Consider the following 24,854-nt stretch of genomic DNA (forward strand, 5'->3'; position numbering starts at 1 on the left):
CCTCCCGCGTGCGCGCCCCGGTCCGGGCGTAACCGGCCCCGCCCGGGCCCGTCATGCACGGTGTGTGCACCCCCCTTTCTCCCGTCCCCTCGGCCGAGGACGTCTACCTCGCCGAGCAGCGCCGCCGCGTGGTCCGCGAGACCGTCGCCGCCCTGCCCGGCCGCTGCCCGGAGCTGATCGCCGCCCTCGCCGAGGATCCGCCGCCCACCTACCGGGAGCTCTCCGAGCGCCTCGGCATGCCGCGCGGCTCGATCGGCCCCACCCGGTCCCGCTGCCTGGCCTGTCTGCGCCTCCTCCTGCACGCCGAGCGCTACCCCTGACCGGGGGCCCGCCTCACCCGGGCGCCCCACACCCGCTCCCGCCGCTCACCGCCCGTCACCGGTCGCTCGCTCCACCCCCCAGCGCGGCGTGACCCTGGCCACGTCTGCCCCGCCGAAGGTTGAGGGAACCTGACACCCGGGTAGCACGCTGGCGAACGTCACTCTTGACGGTGGCGAATACGCTCGGATACTGAGCGTGAGCGCGCCACCCTCTGCGCGCCGGGCACGACGACTGGGGAGGCCCCTCCACATGGGCATGAGCGTGATCATCTCGGCCGCTGCGGCCGAGGACGCGGAGCAGATCCTCAAGCTCCAGTACCTGGGCTACCAGCCCGAGGCGGAGCTGTACGGCGACTGGGCGATCGAGCCCCTGACCCAGAGCCTGGAGAGTCTGCGAGCCGAACTGACCGAGCAGCACGTCCTGGTCGCCCGGCTGGGCGACGAGGTGGTGGGCGCCGTCCGCGGCCACGTCGACGCCGAGGGCATCGGCCGGATAGGGCGTCTGGTGGTCCACCCCCGGATGCAGCGGCACGGCCTGGGCGGCCGGCTGCTGGACGCGCTGGAGCGCCGGATGGCCGAGGCGCCCCACCCGGTGACGGCCTACCGGCTGTTCACCGGGCACCGGAGCCTCGGCAACCTGCGGCTCTACGCCCGCCAGGGCTACCGGCAGACCGCCGTCGAGCGGGTGACCAGCCGACTGAGCTTCGTCCACCTGGAGAAGTCCGCCGCGACCCCGCTGGCCGGGACCTCGCTGGCCGCGACCGCCTGAGCTCCGCCCGCTCCGGCAACCTCGACGCCGCCACCATCCGGACGCCCCGGTGGCGGCGTCGAGTCGTATCCCCCCAGCTCCGCACGGGTCGTGTCCGCAATGCGGACAGCCCTGTCGAACAATTGGGCGCTGTACGACTCATCTGTTTTACTGGCTCACATGACTGCGACGACGAACTGGACCCCCACCGGCACGCTGCCGGCAGGTGAGCGTGCCATGTGCCGTCGAATGTGTCACTGCTGAGGGCCACCGCCCCCGGGCACCCCGTCGAGGGTGCCTCCCCCTCGCGCCCCGAAGCGAGAATCCGGCGTCGCTCCCGCCCGTGCGAGCGCGCCCTCCTCCCGGAACCCTCCCCTCCGGCGTGCCCGCCCACCCGCGGCCGTCGATGACTCGTTAGGGCCACGCCGTCGCGCGGCCCGGTCGTTCTACGGCCACGATCAAGGGGTGGCAGGTCCGGATCCCCCTGGCGGGGCGTCGCAGGACACCGCCGACCGCGACCCGGTCGGCCGGTGGACACCGCCGCCCGCCCCCGACCCACGGAAGCACCTGTGATCACCACCACGGACCTGACGAAGGTCTACCGTTCCCGAGGCCGCGAGGTGACCGCCCTCGCCGGCGTCGACCTGCACGTCCGCCCGGGCGAGGTCTACGGAGTCGTCGGCACCAGCGGTGCCGGCAAGTCCACCCTCATCCGCTGCGTGAACATGCTGGAGCGCCCGACCTCCGGCACGGTCACCGTGGACGGGGTCGACCTGACGGCGCTGTCCGGCGGGGAGAACCGGGCCGGCAAGGACCTGCGCGAGGCGCGCCGCCGGATCGGCATGGTCTTCCAGCACTTCAACCTGCTCTCCTCCCGTACGGTGCAGCAGAACGTCGAGCTGCCGCTGGAGATCATCGGCCTGGACCGCACCCAGCGCCGCCGCAAGGCCGCCGAGCTGCTCGACCTGGTCGGCCTCGGCGACAAGGCCCGCAGCTACCCCAACCAGCTCTCCGGCGGCCAGAAGCAGCGGGTGGGCATCGCCCGCGCCCTGGCCGGCGACCCCAAGGTGCTGCTCTCCGACGAGGCCACCTCGGCCCTCGACCCGGAGACCACCCGCTCGATCCTCAAGCTGCTGCGCGACCTCAACCAGCAGCTGGGCCTGACGGTCCTGCTGATCACCCACGAGATGGACGTCATCAAGTCCGTCTGCGACTCCGCCGCCCTGATGCGCGGCGGCCGGGTGGTGGAGTCCGGCGAGCTGACCGACCTGCTGGCGGAGCCCGGCTCCGAGCTGGCCCGCGAGCTGTTCCCGCTGAGCGAGTTCGGCACCGGCCACCCCGGTACGACCGTGCTGGAGATCACCTTCCAGGGCGACGCCCCGGCGCAGCCCTTCGTCTCCCAGCTGGCCCGCACCTACCAGATCGACATCAACATCCTCGGCGCCGCCGTGGAGACGATCGCGGGCCGGATGGTCGGCCGGATGCGGGTCGAGCTGCCCGGCGGCCACCAGGACAACGTGGTGCCGATCGGCTACCTGCGCGAGCAGGGTCTGCAAGTGGCCCTGATCGATTCGGACGGCAACGGCAGGGCGAACGGAGCGGTGGCATGAGCGGCCTGAGCTGGGACCAGATGCAGGACCTGATGTGGCCGGCCACCCAGGAGACCTTCCAGATGGTCGGTGTCGCGACCCTCTGCACGGTCGTGCTCGGCCTGCCGCTCGGGGTGCTGCTGGTGCTCACCTCCAAGGGCGGGGCGCTGCAGAACCAGCCGGTGAACAAGGTGCTCGGCGCCGTGGTGAACCTGGCCCGGTCGCTGCCGTTCATCATCCTGATGATCGCGCTGATCTCCTTCACCCGCTGGCTGACCGGCAACTCCCTCGGCTGGCAGGCGGCGACCGTGCCGCTGACGGTCGGCGCCATCCCGTTCTTCGCCCGGCTGGTGGAGACCAACGTCCGGGAGGTCGACCGCGGCCTGATCGAGGCGGTGCAGGCGATGGGCGGCAGCACCTGGACGCTGGTGCGCAAGACGCTCGTGCCCGAGGCGCTGCCCGGCATCGTGGCCTCCGTCACCACCACGGTGATCGCCCTGATCGGCTACTCCGCGATGGCCGGCACGGTCGGCGGCGGCGGCCTCGGCGACCTCGCCTACCGCTACGGCTACCTGCGCTTCGAGACCACCTTCATGTGGATCATCGTGGCCGAGATCGCGATCATCGTCACGGTGATCCAGCTGGTCGGCGACTACGCCGTGCGCCGGCTCGGCGACCGGGGCCGCGGCGGCGGACGCACCCGCCTGCTCCGCCCGCGGGCCACCACCCCCGACGAGGACCTCGTCGCCTCCTAGACCTCCCTCGTCCGACCTCCGGACGCGGCTCCCCGCACCACGCAGAAAGGCACTTTTCGTGCGCAACGTTCTGAAGTTCTCCAGTGTCCTCGCCACCGCCGGCCTCGCCCTGTCCCTGGCCGCCTGCGGCAGCTCGGGCTCCTCCTCCTCGGACCCGAACGCACCGCTCAAGGTCGTGGCCAGCCCGACCCCGCACGCGCAGATCCTCAAGTTCGTCCAGGACAACCTCGCGGCCAAGGCGGGCCTCAAGCTCGACATCAAGGAGGTCACCGACTACGTGACCCCCAACACGGCGGTGCAGGACGGTTCGGCCGACGTCAACTACTTCCAGCACGTCCCGTACCTGGACGACTTCAACAAGAAGAACGGCACGGACATCGTCCCGGTCGAGCCGGTCCACCTGGAGCCGCTCGGCGTCTACTCCAAGAAGGTCAAGTCGATCGGCGACCTGCCGTCCGGCGCCACCATCGGCCTGCCCAACGACGCCACCAACGAGGGCCGCGCGCTCAAGCTGCTCGCCGACAACAAGCTGATCACCCTCAAGGACGGCGCCGGCACCGCCGCCACCCCGGCGGACGTGACGGCCAACCCGAAGAACTTCAAGTGGAAGGAGCTGGAGGCGGCCCAGCTGCCCCGCTCCATCGCCGACCTCGACGCCGCCGTGATCAACGGCAACTACGCGCTCGACTCGGGCCTCAAGCCGGCCACCGACGCGCTGGTGCTGGAGAAGGCCGAGGGCAACCCGTACGCCAACATCATCGCCGTCAAGAAGGGCAAGGAGAACGACCCGCGGGTGAAGAAGCTGGCCGAGCTGCTGCACTCCGACGAGGTCAAGAAGTACATCAACGACACGTTCCAGGGTTCGGTCATCCCGGCCTTCTGAACGATCTGATCGTCGTACGGTCATACCTTGTGACGCCCGACCGGGCCCCCGCCGCACCTCGGCGGGGGCCCGGTCGGGCAGTATGCACCAGGGACACCACGGCAGACCGGGTTCTGACGTACCGTCGTGCGCGCGGCGCACCGCATGGCAACCGGGGCGCGACGGAGGCGTACGGTGTTGTGTTCACGACCCGGCGAGGAGAGACGGCATGGCAGCGAGCTTCCCCGAGACCGCCATCAGCACCGAACGGCTGCTGCTGCGGCCCCTTGCGGAGGACGACGCCCCGGGGCTGGCCACCATGATGGCCGACGACCTCGTACTCGCCTGGACCGACCTCCCGCACCCCTTCACCGAGGAGTACGCGACCGAGCTCGCCCGCACCCTCGCCCCCGCCCACCGCGCCCACGGCCGCGGCATCGTCTTCGCCGTCACCGAGCACCTCACCCAGCGCCTGGTCGGCCTGGTCGAACTGCGCAACACCGACTGGCGGCTGCGCAGCACCGAGATCTCCTACGTCACCGCCGCCTGGGCCCGCGGCGAGGGCTACGCCCCGGAGGCCGTCCTCGGCGTCGCCCAGTGGCTGTTCGAGGACCGCGACTTCCTGCGCCTGGAACTGCGCACCGCCGCCGGGAACACCGCCGCCCAGCAGGTCGCCCAGAAGATCGGCGGCATCAGCGAGGGCGTGCTGCGCAGCGCCTGGATAGTCCGCGGCGAGTCCGGGGAGCTCGTCGCGGAGACCCGCAGCGACCTGATCCTGTGGAGCCTCCTCCCGGAGGACCTGGAGTCGCCCGAACTGCACCGCGACGGCTGGCACGGCGACCACCGCTACGTGCTGCGCGACTGATCCGCCACGCCCTTCCCCGCTGGTCACCCCCGCGGCGCGGACATGTGTGCGAGTTGTCGACCTCAGGGGGACGGTACCCGGTAGCCTCTCCACCGGCGCCGCACAGCCGGCGCGACGAGCCGCGCGAGGAGTCGCGCAACGAGTCGAGGGAGAACGGCCGCAGATGGCTGACCGGATCACGGTCATCGGGTGGGACGGCACGCCACTGACCGAGGCCGCCGGCGCGGCCCTCGCCGCGGCGACCCTGGTCGCCGGAGCCTCCTACCAACTGGACGCCCTCCCGGTGCCGGAGGACGCCGAGCGGATCGCCCTCGGCAACATCCAGCAGGCCGCCCGCACGATCGCCGAGCACCGCGGCGCCGCCGTCGTGGTCGCCGAGGGCGACCCGGGCTTCTTCGGCGTGGTGCGCACCCTGCGCCGCCCCGAGTTCGGCCTCGAACTCGAAGTCCTGCCCGCCGTCTCCTCCGTCGCCACCGCCTTCGCCCGGGCCGGGATGCCCTGGGAGGACGCCCAGGTGGTCAGCGCCCACGGCGGCCGGCTGCGCCGCGCCGCCAACATCTGCCGCGCCCACCCCAAGGTCGCCGTGCTCACCGCCCCGGGCGCCGGTCCGGGCGAACTCGCCCTGATGCTGCGCGGGGTGCACCGGACCTTCGTGGTCTGCGAGGCCCTCGGCACCCCGGAGGAGGACGTCACCGTCCTCACCTCCGACCGGATCGCCGACCACGTCTGGCGCGACCCCAACGTGGTGCTGGTGATCGGCGGCGGCGCCCAGGCCGGCGCGGTCGGCGAGGCGGCCGGCTGGCTGGCGGGGCGCCCGCTGGGCTACCCCGGCGCGGAACGCGGCTGGGCGCTCCCCGGCGACGCCTACGCGGGCGCCGGGCGCACGGAGGGCGAGCCGGGCGCGTCGGAGGCACTGCCCGCGCACGTGCGCGCCCTGGTGCTGGCCCGTCTGGGTGCACGTCCCGGCGACCTGGTCTGGTCGGTCGGCGCGGGCAGCGGCGCCCTCGCGGTGGAGGCGGCCCGGTTCGGCGCCGCCGTGGTCGCGGTCGAGGCCTCCCGCTCGGCCTGCGCCCGGCTCACCGTCAACGCCCGCCGCTACGGGGTCGAGGTGGAGACGGTGTACGGGCAGGGGCCGGAGGTGCTGGGCGGACTCCCGGAGCCCGACGCGGCGGTGGTGGAGTCCGGCGGCCTGGACGTGGTGCGCGCGGTGCTGGCCCGCAGACCGGAGCGCTTCGTGGCGCTGGCCCGGACCTTCGCCGAGGCCGAGGAGGTCCACCGGGCCATCGTCGGGGCCGGCTACCGCGCGGACGGCGCGCTGCTGCAGTCGACCCCGCTGCGGGCCGGCGAGGAGGGCGGCGCACTGGCGCTCGGGGCGGGCGCGGGCGGTGCACTGCTGCTCTGGGGTGAGCAGATCGTGTGAAGGCCTCGGGTGCGGGCCGGGGCCGCCGGACCCACCGCGCGGTGATCCAGGTCGCATCCGGACACCGATTCGAGAGGTCACCGCGCCGGGCCGGTAGTGTGGCGTCCCAGGCGGTTCCATCCGCCGACGACCCACCCGATTCGGTCGGTTTGTCACCTTTTTGACGTGGTGCAATCCGGTTCCGCTCGGAGTGTGGGCAATTCGACGGGCCGCGTGCCGGACCTGGAGAATGCCGTAGGGTCCGGTGCGGTCGTGCCGGTTGCTCCGGGTTGTCGTTGACTCAGATGGTGCACCGCCTTCACCGGCGGTGCCCGGGCCGGGGTGCCGCAGCGCGCCGGAAGGACTTGGGCCGCAGCGCCACGGCGCGGCGGCCACGTGTGGTTGAGGGGCGGGTCGGTGCAGGCCCGGCCCGTGCGGATGGGCGCTGCGGTCGGTGGATCGCGTCGCCAAGGGGCGCGGCAGCGGCCTGGAAGGAGCTTTGACAATGACCGATGGCGGCCACGTCCCGGGCGAGGGACTGCCGGAGCACCTGCACGCCGGGCCCGACCCGCTCGGCGGACCGGAGGGCGTCGCGGGCGTTGCACCTCTGCAGGGCGTCGCGACCGACAGCGGCGTGATCCCCAACCCGGCGGCGCCGCTCGGCGGCCTGCCGGGCGCGGTGCCCCCCGGCGCGGGCGTGATCCCGCCGCAGGGCCAGCCGAACTTCACCGCCTCCGGCGTGCCGGCCCCGGCCGCCCCGGGGGACGGCTGGGCCGTCGACCAGGGCGCCCAGCGCCCGGCCTTCCACTTCGTCGACCAGCCGGACGGGCTGGACGACGAGGACGACGTCCTGCTGATGCCCGGCCCGCAGGGCTCCTGGGGCGCCGAGCAGGCCCCGTTCGCGCAGCCGGACGGCACCCCGGTCGAGCCCTCCTGGCCGCCGGTCGACCCGCCCGTGCTCGGCGGCGAGCAGTTCCAGCAGCCGCCGGCGCAGGGCGCCCAGGCGCAGCCGTACCCGCAGCAGCCGATGACGCAGGCTCAGCAGCCGCGGCGCCCGCTGCACGCCGGCCCGCCGATCCCGGACCCCTCGCTGATGACCGGCCAGGTGCCGGTCCGTTCGCTGGCCGACCGCGGCCCGTCGCTGGGCGGCACGCCCGCGCACGGCATCCCGGTCGTCGGCCGGCCGCCGATGGGCGAGCCCGTCGCGCAGGCTCCCGGCGCCGTGCCGCAGGCCGCCCCGGTGGCGCCCGCCGCGCCGGTGCCGCCGACTCCCTCCACGGTCGAGGGCGGGCCGGAGGTTCACCAGGCCGCCCAGGCCCAGGGCTACCAGCAGGTGCCGCTGGCCTCGCCGCCGGTCGAGGGCCTGATGGCGGTCGAGGCGATCGGTGCGATCGAGGTGATCGAGGTCGTCGGGACCCCGGACGCCGTCCTGGCCGCACCGCCCGCCGAGGGCGTTCCGGTCCAGCCGGCCGCCGAGGCCGTCCAGCCTGACCCGGCCGGCGTGGTCGAGCCGGTCGCGGCGGAGACCGTCGCTCAGCCGGCCGCCGAGGCGGTCGCGGTGGAGAGCCCCGCGGTCGAGACGGTGCTCGTCGACGCCCCGGCCGTGGAGACCCCCGTCGTGGAGACCGCCGCGGTCGAAGGTGCCGCCGTCGAGGTCGTGGCCGTCGAAGGTGCCGGCGAGTCCGCCGCGCCCGTCGAGTCGGCCGAGGCCGCCGCCCCGGCCGGTCAGCCGCGCCGGATCTCCGCCTTCCTCGCCGCGCCGACCCCGCACGGCCTGCCCAAGGTCGAGGCGGCCCAGCAGGCCCCGGCGGCCGTCGCGGCGGTCCAGGAGCAGACCGTCCCCATAGCGGCCGCCGACGCGCCGCAGGCCGCCGAGCAGGCCCCTGCCGTCGAGCAGGCTCCGGCCGTCGAGGCCGTCGAGGCGGTCCAGGAGGCCGGGCAGCCCGCCGAGGCCGCGCAGGCGGTCGTCGCGGAGCCGGTGGCCGAAACCGCCGCCGGTACGGGGGAGATGCCCTCCGGTCAGGTCGTCGCCGAGGCTGCCGAGCAGGAGCCCGCCACCGAGCCGGTCCAGGCCGAGGCCGTCGCTGTCGAGGCCGTCGGTGCCGAGCCGACCGCCGAGCAGCCGGAGCACTCGGAGCAGGCCGAGCAGCCGCAGCCGGAGGCCGTCCCGGCCGAGCCGACCGCGGAGACCCCGGCCGAGCCGGTCCCCGGGCAGCCGGAGCAGACCGAGCAGCCGACCGTCGAGCAGGCCGCCGCCGAGGCCGTGCAGCCCGCCGAGGCCGTCGCTCCCGAGGCCGCGCAGCAGCCCGTCCCCGAGCAGGTCACCGAGGTCACCGAACAGCCGGTCGGCGTGGTCCCCGAGACCGCCGGGACCGCCGAGACCGCCGAGGTCGTCGAGCAGCCCGCCGAGGCCCCTGCCGCCGAGCAGCCGCAGCCGGAGCAGGCCGAGCAGCCCGGGGCCGAGCAGCCGCAGGCCGAGCCCGTCGCCGCCGGACCGGAGGCCGTCCAGGAGGAGGCCCCCGCCGCCGAGCAGCCGCAGCCGGAGGCCCAGGCCACCGAGGAGCCGCAGCCCGAGGCCCCGGCCGCCACCGAGCAGCCGCAGGCCGACCAGCCGTCGGCCGAGCAGCCCGCCGAGCAGCAGCCCGAGGCAGCCGTCGAGCCGACCGACTCCCCGGCCGCCGAGGACGAGCAGCCCGCCGAGCCCGCCGAGCCCCGCGGCCCCGCCGCCCCCGGCTACGACGACGCCGGCCGCGACGCCGTCCACCAGGTGATCCGCGAGCGCCGCGACATCCGCAACGGCTTCCGCCCCGACCCGATCCCGCACGAGGTGCTGATCCGCGTCCTGGAGGCGGCCCACACCGCGCCCAGCGTCGGCTACTCCCAGCCCTGGGACTTCGTGGTCATCCGCTCGGCGAAGACCCGTCGGAAGATGCACGCCCTGGCCGAGCGCCAGCGCGAGGCGTACGCGGACTCGCTGCCGAAGGGCCGGGCCAAGCAGTTCCGGGAGATCAAGATCGAGGCGATCCTCGACACCCCGGTGAACATCGTGGTCACCGCCGACCGCACCCGCGGCGGCCGGCACACCCTGGGCCGGCACACCCAGCCGCAGATGGCCCCGTACTCGGCCGCGCTGGCCGTCGAGAACCTCTGGCTGGCCGCCCGTGCCGAGGGCCTGGGCGTCGGCTGGGTGAGCTTCTTCGACGACGAGGAGCTGGTCCGCGAGCTCGGCCTGCCCGAGCACCTGGAGGTCGTCGCCTACCTGTGCGTCGGCTTCGTCGACGAGTTCCCGGACGAGCCGGAGCTGGAGCAGCAGGGCTGGGCCAAGAAGCGCCCGCTCGCCTGGGTGGTGCACGAGGAGCAGTACGGCAACCGCGCGCTGCCCGGCGAGGAGCCGCAGAACCTGCTCGCCGACACCCTGCGCGGGATCCGCCCGCTGGACGCCAAGGCGCTCGGCGAGGCCTGGGACCGCCAGAAGCGGATGACCAAGCCGGCCGGCTCGCTCGGCATGCTGGAGATCATCTCCGCCCAGCTGTCCGGCCTCTCCCGCAAGTGCCCGCCGCCGATCCCGGAGCCCGCCTGCGTGGCGATCTTCGCGGGCGACCACGGCGTGCACGCCCAGGGCGTCACCCCGTGGCCGCAGGAGGTGACCGCCCAGATGGTCGGCAACTTCCTGGCCGGGGGAGCGGTGATCAACTCCTTCGCCAAGCAGATCGGCACCGAGGTCTGCGTCGTGGACGTCGGCGTCGCCGCCGAGCTGCCGCAGGCCGTCCAGCAGGGCCGGGCCACCGGCCTGCTGCCGCGCAAGGTCAAGCCCGGCACCGACGACATGACCCAGGGCCCGGCGATGACCCGCGAGGAGGCCCTCCAGGCCATCGAGGTCGGCATCGAGACCGCCCGCGACCTGGTCGCGGCGGGCAACAAGGCGCTGGTCACCGGCGACATGGGCATCGCCAACACCACCGCCTCGGCCGCCCTGATCTCGGTGTTCACCGGCCTCGACCCGGCCGAGGTCACCGGCCGCGGCACCGGCATCGACGACGAGACCCACGCCCGCAAGGTCGAGGTCATCCGCGCCGCGCTGGCCCTCCACCAGCCCGACCCGAACGACCCGATCGGCGTCCTCTCCGCCGTCGGCGGCCTGGAGCACGCGGCCATCGCCGGCTTCCTGCTGGGCGCCGCCTCGCTGCGCACCCCGGTGGTGCTGGACGGCGTGATCGCCGGTTCGGCCGCGCTGGTCGCCAAGGCGATCGCCCCCGAGGTGCTGGCCGCCTGCATCGCCGGCCACCGCTCCGCCGAGCCCGGCCACCAGGCCGCGCTGGCGAAGCTCGGCCTGCGTCCGCTGATCGACCTGGACCTGCGGCTCGGCGAGGGCACCGGTGCCCTGCTGGCGCTGCCGCTGGTGCAGAGTGCGGCCCGCGCGATGCACGATGTAGCCACCTTCGACTCCGCCGGGGTCACCGAGAAGGCCTGACGCACCACCTCACCGCTCCGCGGACCGGCCCGAGGGCGCGCCGGCCCGCGGAGCGGCGTATCTCCGTACTTCCCCACACCCTCATCCCGATCAGGAGCACCGCCGATGAGCGCGCCCACCCCGCACCCCAGCACCGAGGGCCTGACCCCCTACCCGGTGGGCCTGCTGCTGGCCGGCCGTCGCGTCGTCGTGGTCGGCGGCGGACAGGTCGCGCAGCGGCGGTTGCCCGCTCTGATCGCCTCCGGCGCCGACCTGCACCTGATATCCCCCGCCACCACCCCGGCCGTCCAGGCCATGGCGGACGCGGGCGAGCTGACCTGGCACGCCCGCCCGTACGCGGACGGCGACCTGGCCGGGGCCTGGTACGCCCTGGTGGCCACCGACGACCCGGCGGTCAACACGGCGATCAGCGCCGAGGCCGAGCGCGAGCGGGTGTTCTGCTCCCGCAGCGACGACGCCTCCGCCGCCTCCGCCTGGACCCCGGCCAGCGGCCGTGACGGCGGCGCCACCGTCGCGGTGCTCACCGGCGACCCGCGCCACTCCGCCGCCCTGCGCGACGCCGTCGTCGGCGGTCTGCGGGACGGCTCGCTGGCCGCCCGCTCGTACCGCACCCGCGGCGCCGGCGTCGCCCTGGTCGGCGGCGGCCCGGGCGACCCGGACCTGATCACCGTGCGCGGCCGCCGGCTGCTCGCCGACGCCGACGTGGTGGTCGCCGACCGCCTCGCCCCGCGCGAGCTGCTCGCCGAACTGCCCGAGCACGTCGAGGTGATCGACGCCGCCAAGATCCCCTACGGGCGCCAGATGGCCCAGGAGGCGATCAACCAGGCGCTGATCGACCACGCCAAGGCCGGGAAGTTCGTGGTCCGGCTCAAGGGCGGCGACCCGTACGTCTTCGGCCGCGGCGGCGAGGAGCTGCTGGCCTGCGCCGAGGCGGGCATCCCGGTCACCGTGGTGCCCGGGATCTCCAGCTCGATCAGCGTCCCGGAGTCGGCCGGCATCCCGGTCACCCACCGCGGCCTGACCCAGGAGTTCACCGTGGTCTCCGGCCACGTCGGCCCGGACGACCCGCGCTCGGTCACCAACTGGACGGCCGTCGCGGGGATGAGCGGCACCCTGGTGCTGCTGATGGCCGTGGACAAGATCGGCGCCATCGCCGCCACGCTGGTCGAGCACGGCCGCCCGGCCGACACCCCGGTCGCGATCGTCCAGGAGGGCACCACCGCCGCCCAGCGCCGGGTGGACGCCACCCTGGCCACGGTCGCCGCCGTGGTCGAGGCCGAGGGCGTCAAGCCCCCGGCGGTCATCGTGGTCGGCGACGTGGTCAACGTCCTGGCCGCCGCCTTCCAGCGGTAGCAGGCCCACGGAGTGGGAAGTCGGCCCGTCCGACTTCCTACTCCAACGGCTGCTCCGTCCAGATGACCTTCCCGGTCGCCGTGTAGCGCGTCCCCCAGCGGTCCGCGAACTGCGCGACCAGGAACAGCCCGCGCCCGCCCTCGTCCTCGGTCGCCGCGTACCGCAGGTGCGGCGAGGTGCTGCTGCCGTCCGACACCTCGCAGATCAGCGAGCGGTCGCGGAGCAGCCGCACCCGGATCGGCCCGGAGCCGTACCGGATCGCGTTGGTCACCAGCTCGCTCAGGATCAGCTCGGTGACGAACGCCGCCTCGTCCAGCCCCCAGTCGGCCAGCCGCCGGGCCACCTGCGCCCGGACGGCACCCACCGCCGCCGGGTCGGCCGGCACCTCCCACTGCGCGACCCGGTCCGGCGCCAGCACCCTGGTCTCCGCCACCAGCAGCGCGATGTCGTCCTGCGGGTGTGCCGGCAGCATCGCCCCGAGCACGTCCGCGCAGGTCTGCTCGGGCGTCCGCGGCGGCCCGCCCAGCGTCGTCCGCAGCAGCTCCAGGCCCTCGTCGATGTCCCGCTCGCGGTCCTCCACCAGCCCGTCCGTGTACAGCACCAGCCGACTGCCCTCGGCCAGCTCCAGTTCGACGGTCTCGAACGGCAGCACCGCCAGCCCCAGCGGCGGCCCGGTCGGCAGCTCCGGGTACGTCACCCGGCCCTGGGGGTCCACCACGGCCGGCGGCGGGTGCCCGGCCCCGGCCAGGGTGCAGCGCCGCGACACCGGGTCGTAGATCGCGTACAGGCAGGTCGCCCCGGTCAGCCCGGCGCTCCCGGCGCCGCCCGCCTCCTCCTGGTCGATCCGGTTCACCAGTTCGTCCAGATGGCCCAGCAGCTCGTCCGGCGGCAGGTCCAGCGTCGAGAAGTTGTGGATCGCCGTGCGCAGCCGCCCCATCGTCGCCGCCGCGTGCAGCCCGTGCCCGACCACGTCGCCGACCACCAGCGCCACCCGGGCGCCCGGCAGCGGGATCACGTCGAACCAGTCCCCGCCCACCCCGGCCTGGGCCGGCAGGTAGCGGTGCGCCACCTCCAGCGCGCTCTGCTCGGGCAGGCTCCGCGGCAGCAGGCTGTGCTGGAGGGTCACCGCCATCTCGTGCTCCCGGGTGTAGCGCCGGGCGTTGTCGATGCACACCGCCGCGTGCGCCACCAGTTCCTCGGCCAGTGTCAGGTCCTCCGGCTCGAACGGCTCGGCCCGGTCCGCCCGCCAGAACCGCACCACCCCCAGCAGCACCCCGCGCGCCCGCAGCGGCACCCGCACCAGCGAGTGCACCCCGTACGCCAGCACCCGCGCCGAGCGTTCCGGGTCCTGCTCCCGCCAGCCCCGCGCCTCGGCCAGCCGCGGCTCCAGCCCGGGCGCGCCGCTGTGCAGCGCCCCGGCCAGCGGGGTGGCCGGCACCACCTCCAGGACCGTCCCCACCGGGTGGAACGGCGCGTCGTCCCTGATCCCGGCGAGCGCGGTGCGGTGCATCCGGCCCAGCGTGCCGACCGACGGGGGTTCCTCGCCCGCCAGGACCTGCTCGGCCAGGTCCACCGTGACGAAGTCCGCGAACCGCGGCACCGCGACCTGCGCGAGCTCCTCCGCTGTCCGGGTCACGTCCAGCGAACTGCCCACCGTCAGCCCGGCGTCGTACAGCAGCCGCAACCGCCGCTGCGCGCCCTCTGCCCGGCCGGTCAGCGCCATCAGCTCGGTGGAGTCGCGCAGCGTGGCGACGCAGCCGGGCGGGCCGCCGTCCCGGTCGGTCAGCCGTACGTTCACGGCGAGCAGCCGCTCCCCGGCCAGCACCACCTCGTCGCTCACCGGCCGGTCGGCGGTCAGCAGCTCCAGCGGCGCGGGCTCCAGGCCCAGCTCGGTCACCGGGCGGCCCTCGGCGTCCGGCGGCAGGTCCAGCAGCCGGCGCGCCTCGTCGTTGCAGAGCAGCAGCCGCCCGTCCCCGCCGACGATCATCACGCCCTCGCGCACCGCGTGCAGCACCGCCGCGTGGTGCTCGTACATCCGGGTCATCTCGACCGGGCCCAGCCCGTGCGTCTGCCGCCGCAGCCGCCGGCTGATCAGCGCCGTCCCCAGCGTGGCCAGCCCTATCGCGCCCGCCGCCGCGCCCAGCACCAGCGGCAGCTGGCGCTCGCTCGCGGTGGACACGTTGCTCAGGGTGACCCCCGCCGAGACCAGCCCGACCACCGAGCCGTCCGGCGCGTACACCGGGACGACCGCCTGCACCAGCGGGCCCAGCGTGCCGGTGAGGTGCTGGGTCACCACCTGGCCGTGCAGCGCCGGCTCGTACGTGCCGATGAACTTCTGGCCGATCCGGGCCGGATTGGGGTGGGTGTAGCGGATGCCCTGGTTGTTCAGCACCACGATGAAGTCCACACCCGAGGAGATCCGCGCGGACTGCGCCTTCGGCTGGAGGATCGCGGTCGGATCGGGGGAGCGCAGCGCGTCCACCATGCCCGGTGAGTTGGCGAAGGCCTGGGCGACCGCCACCGACCGGTTGCTCGCCTCGTGGTCGGCGTCGTTGTGCGACTGCACCACCAGCGCCACCGCGGCCCCCGCGACCAGCAGCAGCACGATCAGGATCTGCAGCGCGAACACCTGTCCGGCCACCGACCAGTGCCGGTCCGGTCTCGACCGCTTCGCGCGTGGCAGCTCTAGCCGACCGTGTGGGCGCCCACCGGGGGAGCCGGCGTCGCCGGTGGCACCAGAGGCCGACGGAGCCCAGGATCGGCCCGGATTTCGGGCCATACCGTCATATTTGCACTCCGAGTAGCCTGGGACCACCCCGTCACCTCCGCCGTTTGGCCTTCCCCGTCCCGGCTTGGCAAGATCACAGGGTGTCCGAACCCAGCACCATCACCGACCCGGCCGACCCGCGCCTCGCCGACTACACCGGCCTGACCGACGTCGAACTGCGCCGCCGCCGCGAACCCGCCGAGGGCCTGTTCATCGCGGAGGGGGAGAAGGTCATCCGCCGCGCCCTCGCGGCCGGCTACCGGATGCGGTCGATGCTGCTGACCGCCAAGTGGCTCGACGTGATGGCCGACGTCATCGCCGAGGCCGACGCCCCGGTCCACGTCGTCGAACCCGGCCTGGCCGAAGCCGTCACCGGCTACCACGTCCACCGCGGCGCCCTCGCCTCGATGGAGCGCAAGCCCCTCCCGGACGCCGCCGACCTGCTCACCGGGGCCCGCCGGGTCGCCGTGCTCGAAGGCCTGGTCGACCACACCAACCTCGGCGCCATCTTCCGCAGCGCCGCCGCCCTCGGCATGGACGCCGTCCTGCTCTCACCCGACTGCGCCGACCCGCTGTACCGCCGCGCGGTCAAGGTCTCCATGGGCGCCGTCTTCGCCGTTCCGTACGCCCGCCTCGACCCCTGGCCCGCCGCCCTCGACACCGTCCGCGACGCCGGCTTCACCCTCCTCGCCCTCACCCCCGCCGACACCGCCGTCGACCTCGCCACCCTCGCCCCGCACACCCTCCCCAGGACCGCCCTCCTCCTCGGCGCCGAAGGCGACGGCCTCACCCCCCGCGCCATCGCCGCCGCCCACCACCCGGTCCGCATCCCCATGGCCCACGGCATCGACTCCCTCAACGTCGGCGCCGCCGCCGCCGTAGCCTTCTACGCCGTCACCACCCCCTGACCCCAGAGGTCGCCCCGCCACAGGCCGCTCACCCGGCGAACCTGGTGCCACCCTTGGCCGGCACCAGAAGTCGGCCGGTTCGACTTCTGCTGCGCCCCCGGAAGCTCTTGCACCTGCTCAAGACCCGTTGCCTGCGCCGAAAATCGGCAGCCCCGACCTCCGCCGTTCGCCCGGCGGGCCGGCACCAGAAGTCGGCGAGCCCGACTTCTGATGCCCGCCGCCTGTACCGCGTCGGCTACCTCACCACTGCGGCCCTGCTCAACCTCTCGCGCCCGCCCGCCGCCAACGCCTCGGGCTGCCCACCAACCCCCGCCGGGCCCCAGAAGTCGGCCCGCCTGACTTCTGGTGCGGCGGCGGGGGCTCTTTCACCTGCTCAAGCCCGGTGCCTGCGCCGGAAGTCGACGGGCCTGACCCCCGCCGCTCGCCCGGCGACCCCGCCTCCGGCTGGCGCTAGAAGTCGGCGGGCCCGACTTCTGACGCCCGCCACCTGAGCCGCGCAGGCTACCTCGCGACTGGGCCCTTATCGCCAGACCGCAGCACGAACGGCCGCCCTGCTCGACTTCTTACGCTCGCCCGCAGCTGCCCACCAAGCCCCACCGTGCGCCAGAAGTCGGCCGACCCGACTTCCTGCGCGGTCTTTTCCAGGCCCGATGTCGCCGCTGCTGTGCCGGAAGCCGCTCCGCTCGCCGCGGGACCACCCGGTCAGCTGCGCACCCTGAGCCCGCAGCCCCACCGCCGCACCAGAAGTCGGCCGACCCGACTTCCAGTGCTCGACGCCGACGCGCCCGCTGCCCGCCGCCTGGGCTGTGCCGTCCACCTCACGCCCCTGGCACAGGGCGAGGCGCCAGAAGTCGGCCAGCCCGACTTCCTGTGCCAGCTCGCTCGCTCAGCCCGTCGGGGCGGTGGGTGGGGCCGGGGCGGCGGCCGGGGGAGGGGTGGTGAGGCCGGTGCCGCCGGAGGCGCCGGCGCCGGGCCAGGACTCGTCGAGGGTGCCGTCGGCCCGCGCGGTGTAGCGGGTGGAGATGATCGCGCCGGTGGCGGCCACGCGTTCCTCACGGACGACGGCGCTGCCGTCCAGGCGCCAGGCGGCGGTGGCCTGCGGGTCGGCGGTGGAGGTCCGGGAGGTGGTGGCCACGGGTGAGTCCCCGGCGAAGGTGTAGAGCTGGACGAGGTCGACCGGCGCCGATCCCTCCACCCGCCGCAGCACCACGACCGTGGCCGGCTGCCCCTTGTACCGGGCGGGCAGGACGGCGCTCAGCGCGATCTGCGGCCCGCCGCCCACCGAGCGCCCGTCCTTCAAGGTGACGGCCGGCCCGCCCGCCGCGTCGGGGTAGCTGCGGTTGGGCCAGTCCACCACGGGACCGGGCCCCTGCGCGGGCGCCAACGCACTGTCCGCGGTGCCGCGCGCGGCGGCCGGGAGCGGGGTTGGGAGCGGGGTCGCCGAGGCCTGCGGTGCGACATCCACGGAACTCCCGGGCACGGCCAGTTCGCCGCCGCCGCCACCGCCGCCACCCGTACCGGCCGTCGCGCTCTGCCCGACCGCCGGTCGCGCCCCCTGGTTGCTCCGGTTCTCGCAGCCCTGCGCCGCCGCGATGGCCAGCGCGACGCCGATCGTCACGGTGACGAAGACGACCAGCCGCTGCCGCAGCAACCGCTGCCGTGCCGTGCCGGGCCGTCCGCCGGGTGCGGGGGTGTGCTGCCGGTCCCGGGGGCGGGGCCGGGCCGGCGGCGGGGTCTGTGAGCGGTCCCGCAGTCGGCGGGTGACGGGCGTGGCCTCGGGCCGGGGGAGCGGGGCGCCGTGCGGGCGCCGCGCGGCGCCCGCGGGCGCCTGCCCGCCGGCCCGGCCCGCACCGGCCCGGGCCCGCGCGGCCGGTGCGGCGGGTTCGGGTGAGCGCCCGGGGCCCGGTACGCCCGGCCGCCCGTTCTCCTGCTGGGGGTGCTGGGGGTGCTGGGGTGCCTGCGGCGCACCGGCGGGTGCGGCGGCCGCGGTTCCCCGTCTCACCCCGCGCCCGCCGGCGGCGGCCGTGCCGCGGGCCGCCAGCTCGCTGAGCCGCTCGTGCAGGGCGGCCGCGCCGGGCCGCTCGGCGGGTTCCTTGGCGAGGCAGGCCCCGATGAGCGGGGCGAGCGGCGGGGGGACGGCGGACAGGTCGGGTTCCTCGTGGACGACCCGGTACAGCATCACTTCGGAGGACGCCCCGGAGCCGAACGGGGTGTCCCCGGTGAGCGCGTACGCGAGGGTGGCGCCGAAGGCGAAGACGTCGGTGGCCGGTGTGACGGCGACGCCGCGGACCTGCTCGGGGGCGAGGAAGCCGGGGGAGCCGACGGCGGTGCCGACGTGGGTGAGGGTGCTGGCGCCGCGCGACCAGGCGATGCCGAAGTCGATGATCCGCGGGCCGCGCGGGGAGAGCAGGATGTTCGAGGGCTTGAGGTCGCGGTGGACGACTCCGGCCTCGTGCACCTTGACCAGCCCGTCGGCCAGGGCGGCGCCGATCCGGGCGGCTTCGGGCCAGCTCAGCGGCCCTTCGTCGCCGACCCGCTTGTAGAGGGAGGGGCCGGGGACGTAGGCGGTGGCCAGCCAGGGGCGGTCGGCCTCGATGTCGGAGCCGACGACCCGGGCGGTGCAGCCGCCCCGGATCCTGGAGGCGGCGGCGATCTCGCGGGCGAAGCGGGTGCGGAACTCCTGGTCCTCGGCGAGTTCGGCCCGGATGAGCTTGAGGGCGACGCGCTGGCCGCGGCGGTCGGAGCCGAGGTAGACCACGCCCATGCCGCCGGCTCCCAGTCGCCGGTGCAGGCGGTACGGCCCGACGATGCGGGGGTCCTCACGCCTCAGCCGCATCATCGCCATGTCTCGTTCCCCGTCAGCCTGTGGGTGAGGCCCCGTCGGTTGGGGCATCGTCAGTTCCTGTCCGGCACAGCTTACGGACTGCCCGCTGCGGTGTGCTGATACGCAACACCTCAAGCCGCCGTGCGATTGTCCGATCGTGAGCTGAGCAGCAGGTCACAGGGGTGCCGAATCGCCTCTCGGGGTTGCCCCTCAGGGTTCCCCCGGGGGCGGTGCGCGACCTTCCTCCCCCTCCGGTAGTACGCCTTGAGTCTGAGCGTCATCCTCCGGGATGCCCGAGGAACAGTACGACGGCATGACGCCCGAAAGGCCCCCCGGCCAATAGCGTTGTGTCCAGCGGTGGACGGGGAGCTCGTCCCCCGAGGTAAGCCGTCCACCGCGCCAACTCGACCGGATCAGGAGCAGGGCCATGGCATCGCAGCAGACGGGAACCACCCGCCGGCGTCGACCGCCCTTCATCCAGCCCCAGTCCGCCGAGCGCCCCACCCGGCACCCCGCCGTCGCGCTGGCCATGGCCCTGCCGTGCGCCGTGCTGCTGGTGATGCTGTTCGGCGGGTGGGAGCAGATGGCGAACCAGGCCGAGGCCCTGGCCGATCTGATCGGCCGCTGAGGCGGACGGCACGGCCGCGGAGCCGTCAGGAGAAACAGAGAACACCAGAACGGGCACTGTTCCCCTGGGGACGGGGAGCAGTGCCGCCGGGGAGGCCGCGGGCCGCGATGACACGCGGACGGGCGAGAGCGGTGCGCAGAGCACCCCGGCAGGCGGAGACGCCGCGTACGGACGTCGGTGAGGGCGACCGTACGCGGCTCTTCTCCGCCCTCTTCCTCGAACCCGGAACGCAAGAGGCCGAGGCCGCGACCCTGACGGATCGCGGCCTCGGCCGTTACTGTGCGCGATACTGGGATTGAACCAGTGACCCCTACCGTGTCAAGGTAGTGCTCTCCCGCTGAGCTAATCGCGCCTGGTGAGGCGGTTGTGCAGCGAGCCCCGATGGGCTCGTTACTGTGCGCGATACTGGGATTGAACCAGTGACCCCTACCGTGTCAAGGTAGTGCTCTCCCGCTGAGCTAATCGCGCCTGGTGAGGCGGTTGTGCAGCGAGCCTCGAAGGGCTCGTTACTGTGCGCGATACTGGGATTGAACCAGTGACCCCTACCGTGTCAAGGTAGTGCTCTCCCGCTGAGCTAATCGCGCCTGGTGAGGCGGTTGTGCAGCGAGCCTCGAAGGGCTCGTTACTGTGCGCGATACTGGGATTGAACCAGTGACCCCTACCGTGTCAAGGTAGTGCTCTCCCGCTGAGCTAATCGCGCCTGGTGAGGCGGTTGTGCAGCGGACCTCGTGAGGTCCGACGTGCGCGATACTGGGATTGAACCAGTGACCCCTACCGTGTCAAGGTAGTGCTCTCCCGCTGAGCTAATCGCGCGGGGAGGTCTCCCGGTGGAACCGGGAGAACCCCTTGGAGGTGGAGACGGGATTTGAACCCGTGTACACGGCTTTGCAGGCCGTTGCCTCGCCTCTCGGCCACTCCACCAGGCAACGCATGAAGAACGACCTTACACTGTTCTCCATCGAGCGGACGACGAGATTCGAACTCGCGACCCTCACCTTGGCAAGGTGATGCTCTACCAACTGAGCTACGTCCGCCTGTCTCCCCGGGACCTTCACCGCTTTTCCTCGGCTGCGCTCCCTGGCGACGTGTTGAACTCTAGCGGATTCCCGGGCCAGCTAAAAATCCGTTCCCGCAGCGTGCCGAGGGGATGCCGACGGAGTGCCGTTCCGTCAGCCCCTCCGGCCGGTCACCGGCCACCACCTCCGGCGCTCCCGGACGATCATCCGCAGGCCACCCGGCGCACACCGGCGCGACGCACTCAGCTGCTCGTACGCGGGGGCGCGGCGGGCTCGGGCCGGACCCGGGGCACGCCCCCGACCTACACTTCAAGCACCGCCACCCCCCAGCACCACCGCGCAGGAGAACCGTGTCCGGCCATCCCGACCCCCGCACCCCGCTCGCCCGCTTCGGCGGCCGCCTGGCCACCGGACTGCGCGACGTCACCTCGGACCCGGCCGCGCTCGACTCCTCCGGCTACTGGGCCGTCGCCTACGACTTCGAGGGCCGGCTGACCTGCGCCCGCTTCGACGAGGTCCGCCCCGCGCCCGCCCCGCCCTCCGGCGCGGGCTGGCACGGCCCGGACGTCGGCAGCTGGCACAGCTCCCTGGACCGCGCCGCCTACACCGCGGGCGTACGCCGCATCCGCGCGCACATAGCCGCCGGCGAGGTCTACCAGGCCAACCTCTGCCGGGTGCTCTCCGCGCCGCTGCCCGACCCCGACCGCAGCGACATCGACGCCCTCACCGGCCTCCTCGCCCGCGGCAACCCCGCCCCCTACGCCGGGACCGTCCGACTGCCCGACCACGGCGTCGAGATCGCCACCGCCTCCCCGGAGCTCTACCTGCACCGCACCGGGCGCACCGTCTCGTCCGGCCCGATCAAGGGCACCGGCCGCACCGAGGACGACCTCCTCGACAAGGACCACGCCGAGAACGTGATGATCGTCGACCTGGTCCGCAACGACCTCGGCCGGGTCTGCGGGACCGGTACCGTCACCGTGCCCGACCTCTGCGTCGTCGAGAAGCACCCCGGCCTGGTCCACCTGGTCTCCACCGTCGAGGGCACCCTGCGCGACGGCGCCGGCTGGCCCGAACTGCTCGACGCGACCTTCCCGCCCGGCTCGGTCACCGGCGCCCCCAAGTCCAGTGCCCTGCGGATCATCGACGCCCTGGAGACCGCCCCCCGCGGCCCCTACTGCGGCGCGATCGGCTGGGTCGACGCCGACCGCGGCGAGGGTGAACTCGCCGTCGGCATCCGCACCTTCTGGCTCGACCGGCAGGACCCGCGGGTACCGGTCCTGCGCTTCGGCACCGGCGCCGGCATCACCTGGGGCTCCGACCCGGAACGCGAGTGGGCGGAAACCGAGCTCAAGGCCGCCCGACTCGTCGCGATAGCGTCGGGCAGCGAGCCCGGCATCGACACCGCCCCCGAGCCGCACCGTGTCTAGGAACCGTGTCTAGGAGCAGCCCTCGATGAACACCCGCACCACGAGCTGGGTCAACGGAACCCTGGTCGACTCCGCCCACGCCGCCGTCTCGGTCCTCGACCACGGCCTCACCACCGGCGACGGCGTCTTCGAGACCATGAAGTCCGTCGACGGCCGGGCCTTCGCGGTCACCCGCCACCTCGACCGGCTCACCCGCTCCGCCCGCGGCCTCGGCCTGCCCGACCCGGACCACGACGTGGTCCGCGAGGCCTGCGCCCAGGTCCTCGCCGCCAACCCGGCCCCGCTCGGCCGCCTGCGCGTCACCTACACCGGCGGCGACGCCCCCCTCAGCTCGGAGCGCGGCACCACCGGCCCCACCCTGGTGGTCGGCTTCAACGCCATCGGCCCCCGCCCCGACGAGACCGCCGTCGCCGTCGTCCCCTGGCGCCGCAACGAGCACAGCGCCGTCGCCGGCCTCAAGACCACCTCGTACGCCGAGAACGTGGTCGCCCTCGCCGCCGCCCACCGCACCGGCGCCTCCGAGGCCCTGTTCGCCAACACCGCGGGCCGACTCTGCGAGGGCACCGGCTCCAACGTCTTCGTGGTCCTCGGCGGCCGCCTGCTCACCCCGCCGCTCGCCTCCGGCTGCCTGGCCGGGATCACCCGGCAGCTGGTCGTCGACTGGTGCGGCGCCGAGGAGGCCGACCTCCCGCTCGGCGTCCTCGAGGAGGCCGAGGAGATCTTCCTGACCTCCACCACCCGCGACGTCCAGGCCGTCACCCGCGTCGACGACCGCCGGCTGCCCGGCACCGGCCCGGTCACCGCCAAGGCCATGGCCGTCTTCGCCGAGCGCAGCGGCGACGACCTCGACCCCTGACCCCGGGGAAACGGCCGGGCAGACGCCCCGGGCAGCGCGGATAACCTTCCCGGCGAGGGGAAGGGACCACGACATGACCACCACGCTGCGCCCCGAGGGCCCGGAGACACCCACCACGGCCGGCGGCCGCACCAGACGCTGGCGGATCCTCGCGAACGGCCACCAGGTCGGCGCCCTGCGCACCAGCTCGGCCCGTCACGACAGTGAACTCTGGGGTGAGATAGCGGAGTTGGAGATCACGGAGGGCCGCGGTCGGGGCCGCGGCACCTTCGGCGCCCTGGCCGCGGAGGAGGTGCTGCGCGCCTGGGGCTGCACCCGGGTCGACGTCGTCGTCCCCGAGTCCGCCCCGATCGCCCGGGGGCTGGTCGCCGCCCTCGGCTACACCGAGCGGATGCGGAACCTGGGCAAGAGCCTGACCGCCGCCCCGCCGCTGCCCGCCGGTGTCACCGCCCGCCCGATCGACGCCGCCGAGTTCCCCGCCTGGATCGACCGGGCCGCGCGGGAGTACGTCCAGTCCCTGCGGGACTCCGGCCTCACCGAGGCGCAGGCCCGCGCCAAGTCACGCCTGGACCACCGCAACGTCCTCCAGCAGGGCGTCGAGACCCCCGGCGTCGCCCTGCGCCGCCTCCACGGCCCGGGCGGCGCCCCCGAGCCGCTCGGCTCGCTCTGGGTGAACCTCCACCTGCGCGACCTGCCGGACGGCACCCCGCTCGCCTGGGTCATGGTGGTCGAGGTGGACCGGGCCCACCGAGGCCGGGGCCACGGCCGCACCCTGATGCTGCTCGCCGAGCGGGAGTGCCTGGCCGCCGGAGTGCGCGAACTCGGCCTGAACGTCTTCTCCGGCAACCGGGCCGCCCTCCGGCTCTACGCCTCACTCGGCTACCGGGTCGTCAACCGCTGTTACGGCAAGCCGCTGTGAGCAGTTGACGCAGCATCAGACCGACGGGGCGTCAGGTAAGCCGGTCAGGAGGCCTTCGCCGCTTCGATGACCGCGACGATCCGCTCGCGCAGCCCGTCCTGGCTCTTCCCGCCGTCCAACCGCTCGCGGCCGATCACGTACGTCGGCGTCCCGGTGACCCCGATCGCCTTGCCCTCGGCCTGGTCGGAGTCCACGATCAGCATGTGCCGGCCGTCGACCAGCGCGGTGTCGACCTCCTCGGCGTCCACCCCGACCTCCCGGGCCACCTCCAGCAGCAGCTTCTGCCCCCGGGCGTCCAACTCCTCGACCCGGGCCAGCAGCGCCTCCACGAACGGCCACCCCAGCCCCTGGGCGAACGCCTCCTCGGCCGCCTCCGCCGCGGCGTAGGCGTGCTTGTGCTTCTCCAGCGGGAAGTGCCGCAGCTCGACGGAGAGCGCGTCGCCGTACTGCGCGCGCAGCGCCCGTACGTCGTCCAGGGCGGTGCGGCAGTCCGGGCACTGGAGGTCGCACCAGAACTCGAGGCGGGGGAGGGAACCATCGATCATTCCCCCAGTGTTCCACTAGTGGGTGCCCGCCCCCGCCCGGCGGTGCGCCCGAGGGCGGACCGAGAGGGAGGCACCGATGTCCAGGACCACCGGAAGCGAAGGGGCGCACCCGTGCTGACCGCGGCGATCAGTTTCCTCCTCACGGCCGGCGGCGTGGCCGTCGCGGGCCTGCGGGCCCGGCGGCGGCGCTTCCGCTCGGCGACCCGCTGGTTCGCGGTCGCCCTGCTGCCCGCCGGGCTCTACCTGACCGGACTGTTCCCGCTGGCGAGCACGATCGGCCGGGAGTTCGCCGACTGGGCGGCCAAGCTGGTCTTCGACCCCCGGGTGTGGACGGGCCTGGTGCTGCTCGGCGTTTCCGCCGCGCTGCTGTTCGCCAGCCGCTGGCCGGGCCGGCGCGGTGAGGTGGAGTCCTCCGCAGAGCGTCCGGCCGCGGCCGGAGCGGCTCCGGAGCGTCCGGCGGTGGCCCAGGCACCCAAGGCGCCCAAGGCGTCGAGGGACCCCAAGGCGTCCGGCAAGCCGCAGGCGGGCAAGCGGGACGACGGCCTCGGCGACTTCGCCGACATCGAGGAGATCCTCCGCAAACGCGGTATCTGAGCCGG

17 protein-coding genes, 7 tRNA genes and 1 pseudogene are annotated in these 24,854 nt (G+C 74.3%); 15 read left to right on the forward strand and 10 right to left on the reverse strand.

What is annotated here, in order from left to right:
* Nucleotides 1-62 precede the first annotated feature (62 nt).
* The 9 genes from ACFY2K_RS25350 (at nt 63) to cobA (ending at nt 12,362) form a co-directional block, all read left to right on the forward strand.
* A complete protein-coding gene (locus ACFY2K_RS25350) occupies nt 63-320 on the forward strand; it encodes a hypothetical protein (RefSeq protein WP_375890924.1) in 258 nt (85 codons plus the stop codon).
* Nucleotides 321-570: 250 nt separating this feature from the next.
* A complete protein-coding gene (locus ACFY2K_RS25355) occupies nt 571-1,089 on the forward strand; it encodes a GNAT family N-acetyltransferase (RefSeq protein WP_387714242.1) in 519 nt (172 codons plus the stop codon).
* Nucleotides 1,090-1,637: 548 nt separating this feature from the next.
* Nucleotides 1,638-2,678: a methionine ABC transporter ATP-binding protein gene (locus ACFY2K_RS25360; RefSeq protein WP_380529863.1), complete on the forward strand. Its 1,041-nt coding sequence runs from the start codon at nt 1,638-1,640 to the stop codon at nt 2,676-2,678.
* A 5-nt stretch (nt 2,679-2,683) separates the two neighbouring features.
* Nucleotides 2,684-3,412: a methionine ABC transporter permease gene (locus tag ACFY2K_RS25365; RefSeq protein ID WP_380529872.1), complete on the forward strand. Its 729-nt coding sequence runs from the start codon at nt 2,684-2,686 to the stop codon at nt 3,410-3,412.
* A 58-nt stretch (nt 3,413-3,470) separates the two neighbouring features.
* Nucleotides 3,471-4,295, forward strand: a complete 825-nt coding sequence (locus tag ACFY2K_RS25370) for a MetQ/NlpA family ABC transporter substrate-binding protein (RefSeq protein WP_375890929.1) — start codon at nt 3,471-3,473, stop codon at nt 4,293-4,295.
* Nucleotides 4,296-4,503: 208 nt separating this feature from the next.
* A complete protein-coding gene (locus ACFY2K_RS25375) occupies nt 4,504-5,139 on the forward strand; it encodes a GNAT family N-acetyltransferase (protein ID WP_375890931.1) in 636 nt (211 codons plus the stop codon).
* 163 nt (nt 5,140-5,302) lie between these two features.
* The gene (gene cbiE, locus ACFY2K_RS25380) at nt 5,303-6,559 is read left to right on the forward strand and encodes a precorrin-6y C5,15-methyltransferase (decarboxylating) subunit CbiE (protein ID WP_375890933.1); all 1,257 of its coding nucleotides are present in this window, start codon (nt 5,303-5,305) and stop codon (nt 6,557-6,559) included.
* A gap of 484 nt (nt 6,560-7,043) precedes the next feature.
* Nucleotides 7,044-11,009, forward strand: a complete 3,966-nt coding sequence (gene cobT, locus ACFY2K_RS25385) for a nicotinate-nucleotide--dimethylbenzimidazole phosphoribosyltransferase (RefSeq protein WP_387714247.1) — start codon at nt 7,044-7,046, stop codon at nt 11,007-11,009.
* 105 nt (nt 11,010-11,114) lie between these two features.
* Nucleotides 11,115-12,362 carry a uroporphyrinogen-III C-methyltransferase gene (gene cobA / locus ACFY2K_RS25390; RefSeq protein ID WP_375890936.1) on the forward strand — a complete coding sequence of 416 codons (1,248 nt, stop codon included), beginning with the start codon at nt 11,115-11,117 and terminating at the stop codon, nt 12,360-12,362.
* 37 nt (nt 12,363-12,399) lie between these two features.
* Here the strand turns inward: cobA and ACFY2K_RS25395 are convergent, their stop codons facing one another.
* Entirely contained in the window at nt 12,400-15,141 is a 2,742-nt protein-coding gene (locus ACFY2K_RS25395; RefSeq protein WP_375890937.1) for a SpoIIE family protein phosphatase, read from the reverse strand.
* Between the two features lie 89 nt (nt 15,142-15,230).
* On the opposite strand from ACFY2K_RS25395, the gene ACFY2K_RS25400 reads away from it, so the two are divergent.
* Nucleotides 15,231-16,037 (forward strand): TrmH family RNA methyltransferase, encoded by an 807-nt coding sequence (locus ACFY2K_RS25400; protein WP_375890939.1) that lies wholly within the window; start codon nt 15,231-15,233, stop codon nt 16,035-16,037.
* A gap of 1,501 nt (nt 16,038-17,538) precedes the next feature.
* Here ACFY2K_RS25400 and ACFY2K_RS25405 read toward each other — a convergent pair.
* Nucleotides 17,539-18,882, reverse strand: a pseudogene (locus ACFY2K_RS25405) (serine/threonine-protein kinase); the annotation flags it as partial.
* A gap of 406 nt (nt 18,883-19,288) precedes the next feature.
* Here ACFY2K_RS25405 and ACFY2K_RS25410 point away from each other — a divergent pair.
* A complete protein-coding gene (locus tag ACFY2K_RS25410; protein WP_360230161.1) occupies nt 19,289-19,489 on the forward strand; it encodes a hypothetical protein in 201 nt (66 codons plus the stop codon).
* A gap of 280 nt (nt 19,490-19,769) precedes the next feature.
* Here the strand turns inward: ACFY2K_RS25410 and ACFY2K_RS25415 are convergent.
* The 7 genes from ACFY2K_RS25415 to ACFY2K_RS25445 form a co-directional block, all read right to left on the reverse strand.
* Nucleotides 19,770-19,841: transfer RNA gene (locus ACFY2K_RS25415), tRNA-Val, on the reverse strand.
* Nucleotides 19,842-19,885: 44 nt separating this feature from the next.
* Nucleotides 19,886-19,957, reverse strand: a tRNA-Val gene (locus tag ACFY2K_RS25420).
* 44 nt (nt 19,958-20,001) lie between these two features.
* Nucleotides 20,002-20,073 (reverse strand) — tRNA-Val (locus tag ACFY2K_RS25425).
* 44 nt (nt 20,074-20,117) lie between these two features.
* Nucleotides 20,118-20,189, reverse strand: a tRNA-Val gene (locus tag ACFY2K_RS25430).
* Between the two features lie 41 nt (nt 20,190-20,230).
* A tRNA-Val gene (locus ACFY2K_RS25435) sits at nt 20,231-20,302 on the reverse strand.
* A gap of 34 nt (nt 20,303-20,336) precedes the next feature.
* Nucleotides 20,337-20,410 (reverse strand) — tRNA-Cys (locus ACFY2K_RS25440).
* 40 nt (nt 20,411-20,450) lie between these two features.
* Nucleotides 20,451-20,523: transfer RNA gene (locus ACFY2K_RS25445), tRNA-Gly, on the reverse strand.
* A 332-nt stretch (nt 20,524-20,855) separates the two neighbouring features.
* Here ACFY2K_RS25445 and ACFY2K_RS25450 point away from each other — a divergent pair.
* From ACFY2K_RS25450 to ACFY2K_RS25460, 3 genes are all read left to right on the forward strand, one after another.
* Nucleotides 20,856-21,935, forward strand: coding sequence for a chorismate-binding protein (locus tag ACFY2K_RS25450; RefSeq protein WP_387714252.1), 1,080 nt, complete (start codon nt 20,856-20,858; stop codon nt 21,933-21,935).
* Between the two features lie 25 nt (nt 21,936-21,960).
* Nucleotides 21,961-22,791 carry an aminotransferase class IV gene (locus ACFY2K_RS25455; protein ID WP_387714255.1) on the forward strand — a complete coding sequence of 277 codons (831 nt, stop codon included), beginning with the start codon at nt 21,961-21,963 and terminating at the stop codon, nt 22,789-22,791.
* A gap of 73 nt (nt 22,792-22,864) precedes the next feature.
* Nucleotides 22,865-23,710 carry a GNAT family N-acetyltransferase gene (locus ACFY2K_RS25460; RefSeq protein WP_375890048.1) on the forward strand — a complete coding sequence of 282 codons (846 nt, stop codon included), beginning with the start codon at nt 22,865-22,867 and terminating at the stop codon, nt 23,708-23,710.
* A gap of 44 nt (nt 23,711-23,754) precedes the next feature.
* Here ACFY2K_RS25460 and ACFY2K_RS25465 read toward each other — a convergent pair whose 3' ends face one another.
* Complete coding sequence (locus tag ACFY2K_RS25465; protein ID WP_380532803.1) at nt 23,755-24,255, reverse strand: DsbA family protein; 501 nt, start codon at nt 24,253-24,255, stop codon at nt 23,755-23,757.
* 111 nt (nt 24,256-24,366) lie between these two features.
* Here ACFY2K_RS25465 and ACFY2K_RS25470 point away from each other — a divergent pair, with 111 nt between their 5' ends.
* A complete protein-coding gene (locus ACFY2K_RS25470) occupies nt 24,367-24,849 on the forward strand; it encodes a hypothetical protein (RefSeq protein WP_375890044.1) in 483 nt (160 codons plus the stop codon).
* The last annotated feature ends 5 nt before the right edge of the window (nt 24,850-24,854 follow it).

Source organism: Kitasatospora sp. NPDC001309, assembly GCF_042896295.1.
Taxonomy (GTDB): domain Bacteria; phylum Actinomycetota; class Actinomycetes; order Streptomycetales; family Streptomycetaceae; genus Kitasatospora.